12 protein-coding genes are annotated in these 18,005 nt (G+C 45.6%); 3 read left to right on the forward strand and 9 right to left on the reverse strand.

Features of this window, described 5'->3' with window-relative positions; genetic code table 11:
* Positions 1 to 220: 220 nt before the first annotated feature.
* Both WAE59_RS17315 and WAE59_RS17320 read left to right on the forward strand, forming a co-directional pair.
* Positions 221 to 1,504, forward strand: coding sequence for a sugar MFS transporter (locus tag WAE59_RS17315; protein ID WP_337857220.1), 1,284 nt, complete (start codon positions 221 to 223; stop codon positions 1,502 to 1,504).
* Between the two features lie 161 nt (positions 1,505 to 1,665).
* Positions 1,666 to 3,195 carry a response regulator gene (locus tag WAE59_RS17320; RefSeq protein WP_337857221.1) on the forward strand — a complete coding sequence of 510 codons (1,530 nt, stop codon included), beginning with the start codon at positions 1,666 to 1,668 and terminating at the stop codon, positions 3,193 to 3,195.
* Here WAE59_RS17320 and bcp read toward each other — a convergent pair.
* Genes bcp through WAE59_RS17340 form a run of 4 tightly spaced genes read right to left on the reverse strand, consistent with a single transcriptional unit; the run spans position 3,161 to position 6,530 of the window.
* Positions 3,161 to 3,625, reverse strand: coding sequence for a thioredoxin-dependent thiol peroxidase (gene bcp, locus WAE59_RS17325; protein WP_337857222.1), 465 nt, complete (start codon positions 3,623 to 3,625; stop codon positions 3,161 to 3,163). The two genes, WAE59_RS17320 and bcp, sit on opposite strands and share 35 nt — an antisense overlap.
* Positions 3,626 to 3,630: 5 nt before the next feature.
* Positions 3,631 to 5,355 (reverse strand): M23 family metallopeptidase, encoded by a 1,725-nt coding sequence (locus WAE59_RS17330; RefSeq protein ID WP_337857223.1) that lies wholly within the window; start codon positions 5,353 to 5,355, stop codon positions 3,631 to 3,633.
* A gap of 5 nt (positions 5,356 to 5,360) precedes the next feature.
* Positions 5,361 to 5,972 (reverse strand): fumarylacetoacetate hydrolase family protein, encoded by a 612-nt coding sequence (locus tag WAE59_RS17335; protein WP_337857224.1) that lies wholly within the window; start codon positions 5,970 to 5,972, stop codon positions 5,361 to 5,363.
* A 36-nt stretch (positions 5,973 to 6,008) separates the two neighbouring features.
* Positions 6,009 to 6,530, reverse strand: a complete 522-nt coding sequence (locus tag WAE59_RS17340; protein ID WP_337857225.1) for a T9SS type A sorting domain-containing protein — start codon at positions 6,528 to 6,530, stop codon at positions 6,009 to 6,011.
* Between the two features lie 142 nt (positions 6,531 to 6,672).
* Here WAE59_RS17340 and WAE59_RS17345 point away from each other — a divergent pair, with 142 nt between their 5' ends.
* Positions 6,673 to 8,625, forward strand: coding sequence for a KUP/HAK/KT family potassium transporter (locus WAE59_RS17345; RefSeq protein WP_337857226.1), 1,953 nt, complete (start codon positions 6,673 to 6,675; stop codon positions 8,623 to 8,625).
* A 74-nt stretch (positions 8,626 to 8,699) separates the two neighbouring features.
* Here WAE59_RS17345 and WAE59_RS17350 read toward each other — a convergent pair whose 3' ends face one another.
* The 5 genes from WAE59_RS17350 to WAE59_RS17370 all read right to left on the reverse strand — a co-directional run bounded on the left by WAE59_RS17350 (position 8,700) and on the right by WAE59_RS17370 (position 18,005).
* Complete coding sequence (locus WAE59_RS17350) at positions 8,700 to 10,514, reverse strand: RagB/SusD family nutrient uptake outer membrane protein (RefSeq protein ID WP_337857227.1); 1,815 nt, start codon at positions 10,512 to 10,514, stop codon at positions 8,700 to 8,702.
* A gap of 4 nt (positions 10,515 to 10,518) precedes the next feature.
* A complete protein-coding gene (locus tag WAE59_RS17355; protein ID WP_337857228.1) occupies positions 10,519 to 13,833 on the reverse strand; it encodes a TonB-dependent receptor in 3,315 nt (1,104 codons plus the stop codon).
* 277 nt (positions 13,834 to 14,110) lie between these two features.
* Complete coding sequence (locus WAE59_RS17360) at positions 14,111 to 15,220, reverse strand: FecR family protein (RefSeq protein WP_337857229.1); 1,110 nt, start codon at positions 15,218 to 15,220, stop codon at positions 14,111 to 14,113.
* An 80-nt stretch (positions 15,221 to 15,300) separates the two neighbouring features.
* On the reverse strand, positions 15,301 to 15,879 hold the full coding sequence (locus tag WAE59_RS17365; protein ID WP_337857230.1) for an RNA polymerase sigma factor: 579 nt from the start codon (positions 15,877 to 15,879) through the stop codon (positions 15,301 to 15,303).
* A gap of 119 nt (positions 15,880 to 15,998) precedes the next feature.
* Entirely contained in the window at positions 15,999 to 18,005 is a 2,007-nt protein-coding gene (locus WAE59_RS17370; RefSeq protein WP_337857231.1) for a urocanate hydratase, read from the reverse strand.

Genomic DNA, 18,005 nt, shown 5'->3' on the forward strand with positions numbered 1-18,005 from the left:
AAATGGAATGAATATTTAGACAATTAACTGAATTTTTGTGTTATTTCAAACAAATTATTTGTTATTTGTGCTGATTTACTTCAATTGTTAATTGTTTTGTTTTTTTAAAATATATGAGCAACCAGATCCAGGCAAACGTTTGCGCAGTGTTTTTGGATTTGGCCTGTTTTGTTTTTTCTACTTTTAGCTGTGATCAATTTTTTTGATAAACCATAAAACCATGACCAACCAAACCAAATCTTCTGCTGTTTCTCCTATCGTTGTGATAGGTGCCCTGTTTTTCATCTTTGGCTTTGTAACCTGGGCCAACAGTACCCTCATCCCATTTTTGAAACTGGCTTGTGGTCTGAAAACAGATTTTGAGGCTTTCCTTGTGACCTTCGCATCCTATATTGCCTATTTTTTTCTTGCATTGCCCTCTTCATGGATCCTCCGTAAAATGGGGTTCAGAAACGGGATCATTTTTGGCCTGCTCATCCTGGCCTTCGGGTCACTGGTGTTCATCCCCGCGGCCAATACCAGGAGTTTTGGTTTATTCCTCACAGGAATTTTTATACAAGGTGCTGCGCTTTCTTTGTTGCAAACAGCTTCCAACCCTTACATTAGCATCATTGGACCTATAGAAAGTGCTGCAAAACGGATGAGCATCATGGGAGTTTGTAATAAATTTGCTGGCATCATTGTGCCGGTAATCATGGGTACACTGTTCCTGGAAAATGCATCTGGCATAGAAGCAAAGATCCACGATCCAGCAACTACTTTCGCAGAAAAGGAAGCTTTACTGGCCGAAGTTCTGGGCCGTGTGTATACCCCATATATTGTGTTGGCCCTGCTGTTCACGGCTTTTGCTTTGTTCATTAAATTTTCTAACCTTCCTGAGGTAGATCTGGATAAGGAGGAACCACTGGAGGGAGAAGAACTGAAAAGCGGCAAAACTTCCATTTTTCAGTTTCCTCATTTGTTTCTGGGGGCTTTCTGCATTTTTGTGTACGTGGCGGCAGAGGTCATGGCCGGAGACATCATTGGCGTATATGGAAAAGCACTTGGCATCAGTGCAGACATTAGTAAATACTTCACTACGCTTACCCTGACCAGTATGCTCGTGGGTTATTTCATCGGGATCGCTACCATTCCAAAATACATGAGCCAGCAAACGGCCCTCAAAATCTGTGCAATCCTTGGTGTGGTCTTCATTTGTGCTGCTTATGTAACTGATGGCTATACCTCAGTGATCTTTGTAGGTCTTTTGGGCCTGGCCAATTCACTCATGTGGCCGGCCATCTTCCCCTTGGGAATCAAAGGGCTGGGTAAGTTTACCAAAACGGGATCTGCTATTATGGTCATGGGAATCGCCGGAGGCGCAATCTGGCCTTTGATCTATGGTTACCTGAAAGATTATGCGGGCATGCATTTCCAGCTGGCTTTCTTCCTGAGTGTGCTGCCTTGTTACCTTTATATTTGGTTCTTCTCTGTCTATGGCCACAAGATTAAATCAAAGGCCTAGTCTTGTGCTGTTACGTCATTTCTGAACAAAGCTGTAGTGCATCAGTCTGTAACTGAATGAAATGAATAACTCTGTTCTTGTCTAAAGTGTAATCTAAATCTTATTTTTAATTCTGCCAGCTCAATTCTTGAGCATTACTGGATTAAAAAGGGATGGTGTTTATGACAACAGCTTTTGGGAGGAAGTTGAGCGATATATCAATTTCCCGCAAACTATATTTCACAATTGGGTTCACTGCTTTGCTGGTACTCATTGAATTGTGCACATTGTGGTTTTCAATCACAACCCTTTCTGCTGTACGCTCTTATGTAGGGGGGGAGGGGCTATGGTCTAAGGCCCAAAAAGATGCCATGATGCATTTGCGGGAATACGCCCATACCCATGAGGAGCAAAATTATATCGCTTTTAAGAGCTTTCTTTCTGTTCCCATGGGAGATAAGGCCGCGAGGATGGAGCTGCAAAAACCTAAGCCGGATTTTGAACTGGCAAGGAAGCATCTGGAACAGGGACGAAATCATCCCGACGATATTGAGGGCATGATGAAATTATTGATCCGCTTTCATGAAGTGCACTACCTGAAAAAAGCTTTTACGGCCTGGGCCAATGCAGAACCTGCACTTGAAGAACTCGTGCTTATCGGAGAGCAGCTGGACCGGCTGATCAAGTCGAATGCCGGAGATGAACAGATTGCAGTGCTGCTGAAAGATATCGAAGGTATCAACCATCGCCTGACGAAGCTGGAAGATGATTTTTCTTTTACTCTTGGAGAGGGTGCCCGCTGGCTGGAAAGTTTGGTCTTAAAATTGGTGCTGGCCTTATCGCTTACAATAGGAACGGCCACTATCATATTGTCTGTATCCATTAACCGAAACCTCCAAAAAGGGGTAAATGCGATCATTTCAGGTGCGGAGAAAATCAGATCTGGATTAGTCACCACCCGGGTGCCGGTCTATTCTAAAGATGAGATCGGGATGATTGCTGTGGCGTTCAATGAAATGACGGCCACTGTAGAGGAGAATATCCAGGCACAGCATGGTTTTCTGATCAGTATGAGCCATGAAATGCGTACACCAATGAACGCTATCCTGGGTTTTGCCAGGCACCTGAAGGAAACGGAGCCGGACCTGGAACGCGGCGAATCATTAAACATGGTGATCGAGGCGGGTGAACGCCTGCTGGATACGTTGAACGGGGCACTGAAAAAGATTGAGAAGGTACAGGAAGGGGGAAAGATGCTGCAGGAGGTACATTTGTCTTGTCCGCTCTCCCCATCCTATGAATTGAAAGGGGAAGGTGTTAAAGTACTGGTAGTGGAAGATAACCAGGTGAACCAGTTGCTGGCGAAGAAGATCCTGGAAAAACATTCCTTTGAAACGGAGATGGCCGAGAACGGTAAGATTGCGCTGGACAAATTAAAGAAAACTAATTTCGATATCGTACTGATGGACCTGCAGATGCCCGAAATGGATGGCTATGAAGCCAGTCGCCGCATCAGGGCCCTGGATTCTGAAAAGTCAGGGATCCCTATTATTGCCATGACCGCACATACAGTGGATGGTGACCGTGAACGATGCATGGCAATAGGAATGAACGAATACATCTCCAAGCCCTATAAATCGACAGAGCTGTATGAAAAGATGCAGCAGTTGCTAGGTACTAAGGTCCAAGCAAATCAAGTACCTGTGCGGTAGCGTTTTTTGTATCTACTTTTGTGATGATGTGGGCAATATTACCTGCCTCATCAATGATAAAAGTGGTACGGTTGGTTCCCATGTATTTCTTGCCATACATGTTCTTTTCCCCCCAAACGCCATAGGCTTCCACAATCTGTTTATCCGGATCGGCGAGCAAGGTGAAGGGAAGACTGTGTTTGTTGGCAAATTTCTGATGCGATTTTTCGTCATCCACACTAACACCAAGAACAGTGATTCCTTTGGCGGTCAACCCTTGGTAGTTGTCTCTGAAATCGCAGGCTTCTGCGGTGCAACCTGGGGTGTCGTCCTTTGGATAAAAATACAATACCACTTTTTTGCCTGCAAGCTGACCCAGGGTAATGGTGTCACCATGTTGGTCTTTTGCGCTAAATTCCGGGGCTTTTTGCCCCTCTTTTAATTCAGTCATGATCGTTATTTATAAAAGGTGATGGAATATTTTCTGGTATTTTCTTTCATGTCACTGAGCAGAAGTTCAAAGCTGTGCTTACCAGGGCCGGTGCTTTCATCGAAACTGTGCCACAAAGAGGCTGTCTTGGTGTCAAATTCCATGAGCACCCACTTGCCATCGATATATCCATTGAAGCTCTTGATGCCAGACATGTTGTCGCGGATCTTAAAGGACATTTTGCTGAGGCCGTTCATGTTTTTGCCATTGGAAATATTCACAGGGGTAATTACTGGTGCAATGGTGTCTATGGCGATGAGGTAACTGCCAAAGGTCCGGGGTTTTGCCTTTACATAGCCATTTTCATAATAGCCGCCCTGTGAGCCCCTCCCAGAATTGACGATAAGTGCCTTGTCCTGATATTTGCTCAGGCTGCTGTCGGCCTTGATCCAGATTTCAAAGCCCGTATGCAATGGAGTCAGGTTGTTGTGGATTTGGTGGATGGCTGAATAAGCATTGCCAGCCGGCCTTGTCAACTTCTTATATTGAAAATTGAGGTCATTGTACAAGGTGCCTTTGGGTAGGATCACCTTTAAGTCAGGGGTATTGAATTCGTTGACATTGCTAAAGGCGTATAGGCTGCTTCCGGCCGGAGCTTCGGGTGGGTCAATCACGGCTTTGGAATCGGCCTGAACTTTGAAAGCGAGCGTGCTTTTATTCCCCTTACCATCTGTGACGGTATATTGAAGTTGGTGTAACTTTCCATCGGTAAAAGTGATTCGTCCATTGTTCACCAGGTTGCTGTAGATCTGCAATGGGTTTCCAGGGTCTACAAAGCTTTTCTGAATGCTGCGCTTGGTGTTGAGGTAAGTAGGGTAGTCGATGTGCGAATTGATGGCCTTGCTGTTTTCAAAGCTGAACCGTTCCAGTGCGGAAGTGAAAATGCGCTGACCGTCCAGTTCCAGTTCTATGGAATACACCCCGTTGAGTCCAGAAGCTCCATTGTGCCTATCGGTAGCTACAATACCGAAACCGACCTCACCGCTGAGGTTGATGGTACTCACGCTGTTGAGGCGATAATTTCCGGATGCACCGCTGACCTGGAAATACTGTTTTGGGATCGATTCATTGAAAGGCTTTTTGTTGAGGCGGTACACATACATGGAATAGATCACGGGAGGAATATTGTCTGGGATCTCCAGGCCAAACAGTTGTGGATTGATGGTCGCTTCGGTCTTGGTATCCCTGATCTCGAAATGGAGATGCGGCCCGCCTGAACTGCCCGTATTTCCCGTATAGGCAATGACATCCCCTTTGCGTACGGGGATCAACAGTGCATTAGGAAATTCATCTATCTCATAAGATTTCTTCTGATACTGAACAGACTTCACCTGCTGGCCAATCTTGCCATTAAACCTTTGCAGGTGGCCGTACACAGAAGTGTAGCCGTTCGGATGGTTAATGTATAAGGCAAGTCCGAAACCGCTGTTCTGTACACGCAGGCGGGAAATATAGCCATCTGCAATGGCATAAACTGGGTAGCCTTCGCGCTGGTTCGTGCGGTAATCCATTCCGGAATGAAAATGATTGGCACGGAGCTCGCCAAACGAGCCTGCCAGTGCCGGTGGTACAATGTCCAGGGGAGGCCTGAAATCGACCAGCGGATATTTATTGTTGCTGAAGACCTGCTGCGCCTGAACGTCCAGGCAAAGGATGCTCAGGATGATCAGCATGAAGTGTTTACTGTTCATCTGTATTATTTGATGTCGAAATTAAGAAATGGTTTGCCTTGCATAAACGCCTCCAGCTTGTCTCCTTGTTTAACCTTTCCCACACCCTCCGGTGTACCGGTAAAGATAAGGTCGCCTTTTTTGAGTGTGATGTAGCGGGATACGAAAGAGATGATGTAGTCAAATGAAAAGAGCATATGGCTGGTATTGCCCAGTTGCCGGCGTTCCTGATTGATTTTCAGTTCAAATTCCAGGTCCTGCAGGTCAGCGATCTCCGATTTCGGGATGAAATTGCTAATGGCGGCAGAATTGTCGAAGGCTTTGGCCAGTTCCCAGGGCAGTCCTTTTTCCTTATGCAGGGACTGGATGTCCCGGGCGGTGAAATCTATGCCCAGGCCGATCTCCTCGTAGTATTTGGGGGCAAACTTTTCTGCGATGTGTTTACCTTCCTTGCAGATTTTAAGCACTACTTCAAGTTCATAGTGGATGTCTGAAGAGAAATCAGGGATATAAAATGGTTTATTATCTTTCAGTACTGCAGTATCGGGTTTCAGGAATATGACCGGATTTCCCGGAACAGGATTGTTCAGTTCTTTGGCATGTGCAGCGTAGTTGCGTCCTATTGCGATGATCTTCATGCAAACAAAAATAGGAAAGAATACGGGAAAGGCGAATTATAAAACGGAGATGCGTTTCACTACGGTCTCAGCACCTGCAGCAATCTTCAGAAAGTAAATACCTGTGTTTAGCCTGTTAGGGATCGTATAGCTTTTGGTTTGCTCTCCAGATGGAATGCGTTCATTGGAGAGCGTGACGACCTCATTCCCCAGCAAATCCATAATCTTTACGGAAAGATTAGACTCTTTGTCCATCCTCAGGAGCAGGCTCACCTGGTCGTCCACTGGGTTTGGATAAACTTTCAGTACAGTCAATACTTTTTCTGCTTTTGCAGGTGTACTGTTTGCAACAGTTTTTGCAGATACCAGATCGCTATATTGAATGACACCAAGGTTGTATCTGGGTTTATATGTAGGAATATTGACTTTGATCTGTGGTGTTTTGTTGATCCTTTTAGATCTGATGCTGTTGATGGAACTATCCGGCTTTTGAGCAAAAACCATCTCACTGCTCAGTATGCTCAGGCATATGAGGCAAAAGATGTTCATTAAAAGCGCTGTTCGTAGTTTTGTGCTCATGTTTGGATACTGCCAAAAATATAAATAATAAAACAAAAAAATCAAGGAATTTGTTCATTAAATAAATATTTAACAATATTTAACAGGTTCTTACGTTTGCAAGTTCTTATTGCCGTAATTTTATCGCCAAAAATAGAGAGAAGTGACGAGTCATAAAAAATTAAACGCCCTCAGCGCTGGAGGTTTATTGGTTAGCCTGGGCATTGTTTACGGGGATATTGGTACCTCACCATTGTATACCCTTAAGGCGATTTTCAATTCCGCGGTAGGTGGCGGACAAGAGATTGATGTGAATTTGGTACTCGGTGCTTTGTCTTGTATCATCTGGACACTCACCTTACAGACCACCATCAAATATGTTGTGATTACGCTCAGGGCAGATAACAAAGGGGAGGGGGGCATATTTTCCCTGTACTCGCTGGTCAGGAAGAATGCCAAATGGCTGGTCATCCCCGCAGTGATAGGAGGATGTGCCCTGCTCGCAGATGGCATCATTACGCCCAGTATCACAGTAACTTCTGCGATTGAGGGGCTTCAGCTAAAATTCCCAAATGTAGAGGTGATTCCCATCGTCATCGCCATCATCACTGTATTGTTTATCATCCAGCAGTTTGGAACCGATCTGGTCGGCAAGTTATTCGGACCGGTCATGCTGCTGTGGTTTACCACCCTGGGGGTGTTGGGATTTCTATTTGTCATCCGCGACCTCAGTATCCTACGTGCACTGAACCCTTATTATGCCTACAACCTGCTCGTAAATAACCCGATGGCTTTGCTGATTCTTGGCGGTGTATTTTTATGTACTACGGGGGCAGAAGCTTTGTATTCAGATATGGGGCACTGCGGCAGGAAGAACATCAGGGTCAGCTGGATATTTGTAAAAATCATGCTCATTTTCAGTTACCTTGGTCAGGGCGTCTGGGTCTTGGAACATGGCAATTACGACAAATCACTGAATCCTTTTTTTGAGATTGTGCCGCCTCAATATCTGCTCTTCATGGTCGCATTGGCTACCTGTGCCGCAGTAATTGCCAGTCAGGCGATGATCACCGGTTCTTTTACCCTGATCTCTGAGGCGGTAAGACTCAATCTCTGGCCAAAGGTACGGATCAACTATCCGAGCAACCAGAAAGGACAGATTTATGTCCCTTCTATCAACTGGATCTTATGGGCTGGTTGTGTTTGCATTGTTTTTATTTTCCGGAGCTCCGGGGCAATGGAGGGTGCTTATGGCCTGGCCATCAACCTCACCTTTCTCGCAACGAGCATATTGATTGCGGCTTACATGAAACGCAAGAAAATCCCGATTTATGCAATTGTGATATTCCTGATTATCTATGGTTTGCTGGAACTAACCTTCCTGGTAGGTAACATGGCAAAATTCTTCCATGGGGGTTGGGTAACGGTAATGATCGGTTCCGCATTGTTTACGGTCATGTGGAGCTGGTACGTGGCCAGGAAGATCAAAAACCGCTTTGTGAAGTATGTGGAGATAGAAGATTATTATCCCATCATCAGCGAGCTAAGCAATGACATTTCTGTACCAAAATACTCATCGCAACTGGTGTACCTGACGAGTGCTAACTTCAAGACGGAGATCGAATCGAAGATCATTTATTCCATCATTCAGAAGGAGCCAAAGCGGGCAGATATTTATTGGCTCGTGCATGTGGATGTAGTAGATGAGCCTTATACCCGCGATTACAAAGTTGAATTCCTGATCCCAGGAAAACTCATCCGGATCGATTTTAAGCTTGGATTCCGGGTAGAGCAACGGGTGAACCTGCTTTACCGTAAGGTGATTGAGGAACTGGTAAAAAATGGAGAGGTAGATATTACCAGTCAGTACACCTCGTTAAACAAGCATAAGATTGCGGGTGATTTCCGCTTCGTGCTGCTGGAAAAACATTTGTCAAAATTCTCTAAACTCAGTTTTTATGAAAGGACGATCATGGATTATTATTTCATCCTGAAACGCCTGAGTCTTTCTGAAGAGCGGAGCTTTGGTCTGGATTCCAGTTATGTGGATGTGGAAAAGGTGCCGCTGATCTTTGTAACGCCGGATGATATCGAGCTGAACAGGTTACCGGTTTAAACGATGGTTTATCCTATTCATAAAAGAGGAGCGACAAACCTGTCGCTCCTCTTTTATAGGGATGATCTTCGGCTTTACCAGCCCGTGTTTTGCACCACTAATGGTACTTTCTGTACTTCTCCATTTGGGATAGGCCAGAGATAATGTTTCTTTTCGAATACCCTTGATTCTTGCTGAACAATGTTGTAGAATCCGGTAGCGGCATTCTTACCGATGTCCAATCCAAGGATGGATCTCTCAGTGCTTTCGGCAATCTTCCATCTTCTGGTATCAAAATAACGGTGAGATTCAAAAGCGAGCTCTACCCTTCTTTCTCTTCTGATGGCATCACGCAGATCAGCAGGTACAGGCAACATACCTGCACCGGTTCCATATTGAGGAATACCTGCGCGCTCCCTGATTAGGTTCAGGTAGATCAAAACATCCGGATCAGCAGGATTGGCTTCGTATGCCGCCTCCGCGTAGTCCAGATAGATCTCTGCCAGGCGGATCATGATCGCTGTTCTTCCACCATCACCACTTAAGCCGCGGTTTTTGCGTTGGGTATAACCTGTAGAAGAATAATCATTGTTGCTGATACTTCCACGTCCCGCATTTCCATTGAATTCGAAACTAGTAATGAGTGTGGTGTTCGGATTGATCCACTTGCGGTTGGTGTAAGTGATGCCTACGTAAAAACGCGCTTCCCTATCCACATACATATTTTGTACTGATCTTACAGCATTGTCGTCAGGCGCCTGGAAATTGGTGAAACCTGTCCTCGTAAAACCTGAAGTGGCGTCATCTGTCGGTTTGCCATTCGCCATGAAGTAGGCTTCTACCAATTGCTGTGAAGCAGAAAGGAAAGAACCTCCTTTGTCACTGCCGGAGCCGTTGCTATGGTTCGGGGTCATGTTGTACTGAAGGTTAGTCACATCTGCATTGGGCTTAGCCAGGATTACTTCTGAGTTCCAGTCTGTCAGCATGACGTCTCTACAAGCAACGAAGGCGTTATTAAACACAGAAGGTGCTGTAGGGTGTGCTTTCTTAAATAGTGTGAAGTTGGGATACGTGGTGATGAAAGACTTCGCAGCTGTAGCGGCACGTGACCATTTTGCGGCACTATAAGTCTGGCTGATCAATTGTTTGCCGTCCTTGTTCACCAAAGTTGCATAATCCGTATTTCCGTTGAACAATGGGCTGGCTGCGGTAAGCAGTACCTGTACTTTATAAGCATGAACTACTGCTTTATTGATTCTGCCATAATCTTCATTGGCAGAAGGCAGGGCAGGAAGACCTGCCGAAGCAGCATCGAGTTCGCTGACGATGTATTCTACGCATTCATCAAAAGAACTTCTGGGGATACTAATGGCTTCAATTGGTGCATCAGCAGCAATAGGGTTGTTGCCCAGCAGAACTATTGGTCCGTATTGACGCAGCAGGTAATAGTAATAGATGGCACGCAGGGCCCTGGCTTCATTTTTATACCTGTTGATGTAGTCGGTTCCACTGATGTTACAGTCGGTACATTTGTCTACATTGGCAATGAAATTACTGGAAGCCTGTATACCTCTATAGTACAATTGCCAGATGGTATTGACCTGACCGGTTGTCGCATCCCAGTTTCCACTGTTTAAATTGTTGGAAAAACTGCTGGGCAGGGTATAGTCAGCTTCATCAGAAGCTCCTGTCCATGGACCAGCGGTATATCCATTGGCAGGAAAGCGCTGTTGCATTTCATCGGGCATGGTCGAGTAGACGTTGGCCAGCAGTCTGTCAACAGTAGATTTTGTCGCAAAAGATTCATCAAAAGTCAACCTGTCATCCGGTACCTGGTCCAGGAACTTTTTACATCCATAATTGCCGAGGATGAATAAGGCGGCTATGGTGAATATATATATCTTCTTCATATGATTAAAAATTAGCGGTTAAACCGAGTGAATAAGTAGACACCAAAGGATATTTTGTTCCATTGTTGGAAGCAAGTTCAGGATCCCATATTTTGAAATCGCTGATGGTAAATACATTGTATCCGGTAAAATATACCCTCAGTTTGTTGACACCGATTGCCCTGATTCCTTTGTTAAGTGTATAACCCAAATCTAGGTTCTTCAGACGCAGGAAGCTGATATCACGCTGCCACCAGGTACTGGACTGGAAATTGTTGTTGTTAACACCGTAAGAAAGGCGTGGATAGAAAGCATCCTGACGTGGGTTTTCAACTGTCCAGCGGTCTGTCGCAATAGAATGTAAGTTTCCAAGACCACCTGATGCGGTGAAAGGCTGCAACGCGTCTCCACTCAACATGATGTCTGCGTTATGCTGACCCTGGAAAAATGCACCCAGATCAAAACCTTTATACCTGGCTGAAAAACCAAATCCATACATGGCTGAAGGAACGTCACCACGTCCAATGATTGTACGGTCAAAAGCATCAATGATGCCATCATTATTGAGGTCTTTATATTTGATATCCCCTGGAAGCAATGTGCCGAACTGCTTTGCGCTAGCATTGATTTCTGCCTGGCTCTCGAATAGTTTTTCAGCAATATAACCGGTACGTGCAAGGATGTTGCTACCTCTTAACTCCTGATAGGCATATTTGGTAGGTGCCTGATCATTTTCAATGATCTGATCTTTGTTGTAGGTATAGTTGGCCCTGAAGGTAATGTCCAGATCCTTGCTGAACCTGGCGTTGTATTCAAGGGATCCATCGATACCTTTATTTTTGGTCTCCCCAAGGTTACCGGAAGGATTGGATACCAAGCCGATATAGTTGGGCACCACACCCCTGCCAAGGAAGATCCCGGTTCTATGCTCTTTAAATAAATCTACGATCAGGGAGAGGTTGTTGTTGAATGATTTCAATTCAAAACCCAGATCCTGTTTGCGGGTTTCTGACCAGGTCACATCTACTCCATAAGCGGTAACGTTTAATCCATTGATACCGGTACGGCTCAGACCAAAAGAATAACCGTTGGCATCTCCTACTTTTGTAAGGTAATAGAAACGTTCGCCTTCCGATCCTGCATAACCTGATGAACTACCTCCTGAACCTACAATACCGTCAGAATACCTGAACTTCACCAGTTGGAATGCATCTTTCAGGCTTTCGAAGAATTTCTCGTTAGATAAAATCCATCCCACACCAAATGCAGGGAACAATCCGAAGCGTTTGTCGGGTGCAAAGTTCTCAGAACCGTTGTAACCTAAGTTGACCTCTGCAAAATAGCGGTTGTCGTAAGAATAACTTGCACGGCCGGCTACGCCCATCATCCGGTAAGGGATAGACAAGGTAAAGTTACCCGCAAAAGGGGTGAGGTTGTCATTCTGGTTGTAGAGTACCAGACCTGATACGGAGTGTTTACCAAAATCCCTTTTATAATTCATAGCAAGTTCGGCATACAATTTTTTATCACCTCCATTGGCAAATGCATAGCCCAGGAAGTTTTGTCCCTGCAAGGTCTGTCCGTATTTGTAAGATCCGTCTGCATTGTAAGGGTCATTCGGATTGATGTAATAAGTACTTTCCCTCTTGTTCCTGTTCACACTATTGCTGTTGGCTACGTCAAAGGAGAACATTCCTGTAACAGATAAGCCTGGCGTCAGGACTTTTAGGTCTTGTGTCAAACGCAGGTTTGAAAACAAGGTATTGTTGTAATACGTACGGTAACCCCTTCTGGTGATATCGGCATAAGGATTTCTCTGGTCCGACTGCGCACTGATCCCTGGAATATAACCGTTAGGGTACATGATTGGAAATGAAGTAGGGTTGATCTGAAAAGCCTGGTTAAACACACCCTGTGCATTGTCCACACCGGGGTTGTTGCCCTGACCAAGTACTCCCCTAATGCCCAGGTTTACTTTTGTGCTGGAAGTTACATCCCAGTCAAGGTTTGTACTTACCGTATATCTTGAATATTTCTGAGTGGCATTATAAGATTGTGAATCATCGGTCTTAAATAAACCGGTTTCATCATAATAACCGAGTGATACGTAATAGCGTGCATTATTTACACCACCGGAAAGATTGGTGGTAACGGTACGGTTCTGGCCAAATTTCCTGAAAATGGCATCCAGCCAATCTACATTCGGATAAAGGATAGGATCTTCTCCTGAAGCTGTTTTTGCGATTGTTGCGGCACTGTATCTTGGGGTATAGGTTCCAGTATTTGCTGTCCTTACAAATTCTGTAAGACCTGCTTCATTCGCCAGGTTCATATAGTCAACTCCGTCAATCAGCTCTGGCTTCTTTGTAAAGGTGGTCAGACCCTGGAAATAGTCAACACCAATTTGCGGCTTGCCTATTTTACCTTGTTTGGTCACTACGAGGATTACACCGTTTGCACCACGGATACCGTACACTGCTGTGGCCGCAGCATCCTTAAGGATGGTGAAAGATTCAATATCATATGGACTTAACCCGTTGATCGGCCTGTTGGGTACCCCATCTACTACGATCAGTGGGTTACGGTCGCCACCGATATTGGTAATTCCACGGATCCAGATGTCTGCCTGATCAGAACCCGGCTCCCCATTTCTGTTCACGGCGATCAATCCAGGTAGGCGGCCAGCAAGCATGGAGCTGATGTTGGCTACCGGCTGCTTCAGGTCCGAAGCTTTTACAGAAGATTGTGCGCCGACAAGACTTTCTTTCTTTTGTGTACCAAATGCCACTACCGCAATTTCCACTTCATTCAGTGCGGTTCCTGAAGGTTTGAGCTGGATGCTCAGTGTACCTTGTGTACCTACTGGGACTTCAAGAGTTTCATAACCGATGTAGCTGACCACGAGAATGGCTTTTTCATCCGGAACCCTGATGCTGAATGTTCCATCTACTTCAGAGGATACAGCAGCAGAGCCACCCTTGACCTTCACACCTGCGCCCGGAAGGGGCAGGCCAGATTCGTCTTTGATGATCCCGCGGATCAGAATATCTGCAGGTCTGGCTTCTGTGGTTCTGGCAGCCAATTCTTTTTCCCTCACCACAATGGTGTTGTTTTCTATAGAATAGCTGAGTGGCTGCCCATAAAAACATTTGTCCAGTACACGAACCAGTGATTCTTCTTTTACATTTAGGCTAATCGTTTTAGCTCGCTTGATAACGTCATATCTGTAGACAAAATCATATCCTGTTTGCTTTTTGATTTCTTTGAACACTTCAGTGAGCGATACACCCTTCCTGTTCAGGGAAATGCTTTGCCCATTTGCAGCGATGGACGACTGCATAAAGACAGATGTTAATAAAATGATAGTAAGGTTTATCCTCATAAGCCATTTTGTTAGGTTTGGTTGTCTGAGAACATTAACCCAGCTCTTTGCAAACAGCTGATTTTTAGCATGACAGGTCACGTCATACTCTTTTCTAGAGTAAATTTTATACATTTGTTTGGGTTTATTGATAAGATTATTGTTTTGACTCAATATTGGAATTATAGGACCCTAATCCGGAATAGGAGCGCGCCAACGCTCCTGTTTCTTTTTTAGCTATCCCATTTAAGTAAGGTTATGGCATAACTAATATCCTCCTTCCTTCAATTTTAAAGTGGACTCCTTTAGTCATTTCCAAAACACGGAGTACCTCGTGGATACTTTTTGTCCTGGAAATGGAACCTCCAAACTGCAGGTCTGCAATTTGCCCTTCATAGCTTAAATCTACGTTGTACCACCTGCTGATCTGGTTCATAATGGAACCCAGCGACGCGCCTTCGAATACAAAATCTCCATTTTTCCAGGCCATAGCCTGGTATAGGTCGGCAGCCTGAACATCAATCTGATCTGCCCGGGCAGAAGATTGTTCGCCAGGATGCAAAGTCTTCTCTTCAGTTTTTGTGCGGATTTTTACACTGCCTTCAATCAGTGTTGTCTTTATAGCAGTTTCATAAGCGTCGATATTAAAATGTGTGCCGAGTACTTTAACCTCCTGTACACCGGTCTGAACGATGAATGGTTTTTCCGCATCTTTGCTGATCTCAAAATATCCTTCACCTTTGAGCGATACCCGTCGTTCTTTCAGCGCGGCAAAACTTGTGGGATAAGTGAGAGAGGAAGCGGCATTGAGCCAGACTTTACTGCCATCAGGGAGCTGCAACTGATACTGTCCGCCTTTTGGTGTTTCAAAAGTATTGGAGGAAGCCGGACCACTGCTCTGCTCTACCGCAGTATATACTATAGTCCCATCTGCTGTTTTGGTTATGCTGATCCCCGATTGTTGGGCCAGCTCGCCATTTTTAGCTTCTGTAAGGGTAATTCTGGTTCCATCAGCCAGCGTGAGGTACGCTTTATTGCCCCCTGGTTTTATGCCGCTTTTGATCGCGGCCTGTTCAAGGCTCATTGGGCTTTGGTTGAGGTATAAGTATAGACTGACCGACAGCAGAACCAGTAAGGAAGCCGCTATGGACAATCTGGGCCATAGTCTCCGCTTTATTGGCTGCTGCGTTTCCTGCAGTTTTAGGAATACTGCTTCGAGGTCTTTTGAGCGTTCTTCAATGTCAAGTTCGTAGGGCTCCGGCTCTTTGTAGTTTAAGTACCAGCTTTCCAGCAAAGCAAGTTCTGCTTCACTTGCTTTTCCGCTTTTAAAATTTTCTGTCAGCTGGGTTATTTCGTCTTTTTTCATGGATATCAATAGTAAGACAAGCTGAATGTCAGGATGGGGTATTCAGATGTCAAAAAAAACTTGTTTTTTTTTAAAAGGCTTTAAAAATTGGAGATCAGGATGAAAATTGCGAGCACATCCAGTTTAATCCTTAAAACCCGGAGTGTATTGGTCATTTGTTTCTTCACTGTTTGTTCTGAAGTTCCCAGCCGTTCAGCAATTTCGCGGTGCGTGAGGTGTTCACTTCTGCTCAATTCAAAAACTTCACGCATTCTTGGGGGAAGAGCAGCCACTTCTTGCTCTATAAGTAACCTTAATTGGTTTTCCCTGACCAAATGGTCTGCGATTACAGGTTCTGTATTGACGAAGTTCTGGATTGAGGCCATGTATTTATCCTGTACATTTCTACGCAGCATCTGGTTCAGGATGTGATTGCGGAGCGTGGTGTAGAGGTAACCCGAGAGATTGCTGCTCAATTCCAGTGCAGCACGTTTGGCCCATAGCCCCGTGAAAATTTCCTGGATACAGTCCTGGGCTTCCTCCCGGTTGCGGGTCTTGTTCCAGGCATGGTTATGCAAGGTGAATTTATACCGGTGGTAGATTTCCGTATAGGCATTTCTATCATCCAGCTTCATCAGTTGAACAAGTTCGGCGTCAGACATTAAGCTGTACTCCATCATGCTTTTAGGTCCAGTTATAGGTTTTGTTGCTCAATATTAAATATATTTTTCCAGATTTCTGGAAATTGCTTGAGTTAGAATATCTTTTGGACCTTATTCTGTTGAATGATCGGAGTTTTTTACATTTTTAGGAGATTTTGCAATAGTTTATCATCTGCAGGTTGGGCTAAAGTGATTTTAAGCCCCGGACTGCGCTCCATTTCCCTGCGAATGGCAAAATTTGCTTCCTGATTTTGTGCCCAGCTGCGTCTGGCGATCCCGTTGTTAACATCAAAGAACAGCATGTTCTTTAATTTTCTTGTTGCGGCCTCGCTGCCGTCCAGAACCAGGCCAAAGCCCCCATTGATCACTTCGCCCCAGCCTACACCACCGCCATTGTGGATGGAAACCCAGGTGGCACCCCGGAAACTGTCGCCGATAACATTGTGTATGGCCATGTCTGCTGTGAAGCGGCTGCCGTCATAGATGTTGCTGGTTTCACGGAAAGGGGAATCCGTGCCGCTCACATCGTGGTGGTCGCGTCCAAGTACTATCGGGGCCGACAAATGTCCATTGGCTACTGCCTCATTAAACCGGCGGGCAATTTTCGACCTGCCTTCCGCATCTGCATAGAGAATCCTCGCCTGGGAGCCCACTACTAGTTTGTTCCTGCCAGCTTCGTTGATCCAGGTAATGTTGTCCTGTAGCTGTTGCTGGATTTCAGCAGGGGCTATAGCCTTCATTTCCTCCATGACCTCCATGGCTATCCTGTCTGTTTTGATCAGGTCTTCCGGATCTGCGGAAGTACATACCCAGCGAAAAGGCCCGAAGCCGTAGTCGAAACACATGGGACCCAAAATATCTTGTACATAAGAAGGGTATTTAAAATCGCTGCCATTTTCAGCCATGACCTTGGCACCGGCCCTTGCACATTCCAAAAGGAAAGCGTTGCCATAGTCGAAGAAGTAAGTGCCTTTTTCGGTATGTCGGTTGATCGATGCTGCGTGTCTAATCAGTGAAGCTTTTACTGCTGCTTTAAAAGATGCAGGATCCTGGGCGATCATTTCATTGGCTGCTTCATAAGACAGACCGGCAGGGTAATAGCCACCAGACCAGGGGTTGTGCAGTGAGGTCTGATCTGAGCCTATCGTTACAAAGATGCCCTGCTCGTCAAAATGTTCCCAGACTTCCACCACATTTCCGATAAAGGCCAGTGACACGGTTTCTCCTTTATCCTGTGCTTTTTTTACCCGCCGGGTTAGGTCATCCATGTTGTCGAGTAGTTCATCTACCCAGCCCTGCTGATGTCTTTTTCTGGCTGCAACGGGATTGATCTCTGCACATACTGTAATGCAGCCACTGATGTTCCCTGCTTTGGGCTGTGCCCCGCTCATACCTCCGAGTCCGGCAGAGAGGAAAATCTTTCCGCCAGAACTTTCATGCGGTCCCAGTTGCTTTCTGAAAGCGTTCATCAGGGTGATGGTTGTGCCGTGTACAATGCCCTGTGGGCCAATATACATATAAGAACCAGCCGTCATCTGTCCATATTGGGTAACCCCTAACGCAGTATATTTTTCGAGTTCATCCGGACTGGAGTAATTCGGGACCATCATGCCATTGGTCACGACCACTCTTGGCGCCTCAGATGAAGAAGGGAATAGACCCTGTGGGTGTCCGCTATACATGTTCAGGGTTTGCTCGTCTGTCATGGTCGCCAGGTATTGCATCGTCAGCAGGTACTGTGCCCAGTTTTGGAATACCCCACCGTTGCCACCATAAGTGATCAGTTCATGTGGATGCTGTGCAATCGCGGGATCGAGGTTGTTCTGAATCATCAGCATGATGCAGGCTGCCTGCTTGCTGTTACAGGGATATGCCGAAAGCGGACGGGCATACATCTCATATTCCGGCCTGAACCGGTACATGTAGATCCGCCCGTAAGATTGCAGCTCTTCCAGAAATTCCGGAGCGAGTACGGCATGCCATTCCTGGGGGAAATACCTAAGGGCATTCCGCAATGCCAGTTTCTTTTCTCCCAGGTTTAAAATGTCTTTGCGCACCGGGGCATGGCTCACTGAGGTGTCGTATGTTTTTTTTTCGGGCAGTTGAGCCGGTATGCCTTGTAACAGGCTTGCTTTGAAGTCCAT

Source organism: Pedobacter sp. GR22-6 (assembly GCF_037402555.1).
Lineage (GTDB): Bacteria > Bacteroidota > Bacteroidia > Sphingobacteriales > Sphingobacteriaceae > Pedobacter.

Bases quoted from the DNA above. Each gene is read 5' to 3' on its own strand.
- WAE59_RS17315 (WP_337857220.1), top strand. From the start codon at position 221: ATGACCAACCAAACCAAATCTTCTGCTGTTTCTCCTATCGTTGTGATA.
- WAE59_RS17320 (WP_337857221.1), top strand. From the start codon at position 1,666: ATGACAACAGCTTTTGGGAGGAAGTTGAGCGATATATCAATTTCCCGC.
- bcp (WP_337857222.1), bottom strand. From the start codon at position 3,625: ATGACTGAATTAAAAGAGGGGCAAAAAGCCCCGGAATTTAGCGCAAAA.
- WAE59_RS17330 (WP_337857223.1), bottom strand. From the start codon at position 5,355: ATGAACAGTAAACACTTCATGCTGATCATCCTGAGCATCCTTTGCCTG.
- WAE59_RS17335 (WP_337857224.1), bottom strand. From the start codon at position 5,972: ATGAAGATCATCGCAATAGGACGCAACTACGCTGCACATGCCAAAGAA.
- WAE59_RS17340 (WP_337857225.1), bottom strand. From the start codon at position 6,530: ATGAGCACAAAACTACGAACAGCGCTTTTAATGAACATCTTTTGCCTC.
- WAE59_RS17350 (WP_337857227.1), bottom strand. From the start codon at position 10,514: ATGAAGAAGATATATATATTCACCATAGCCGCCTTATTCATCCTCGGC.
- WAE59_RS17355 (WP_337857228.1), bottom strand. From the start codon at position 13,833: ATGCAGTCGTCCATCGCTGCAAATGGGCAAAGCATTTCCCTGAACAGG.
- WAE59_RS17360 (WP_337857229.1), bottom strand. From the start codon at position 15,220: ATGAAAAAAGACGAAATAACCCAGCTGACAGAAAATTTTAAAAGCGGA.
- WAE59_RS17365 (WP_337857230.1), bottom strand. From the start codon at position 15,879: ATGATGGAGTACAGCTTAATGTCTGACGCCGAACTTGTTCAACTGATG.
- WAE59_RS17370 (WP_337857231.1), bottom strand. From the start codon at position 18,005: ATGGACTTCAAAGCAAGCCTGTTACAAGGCATACCGGCTCAACTGCCC.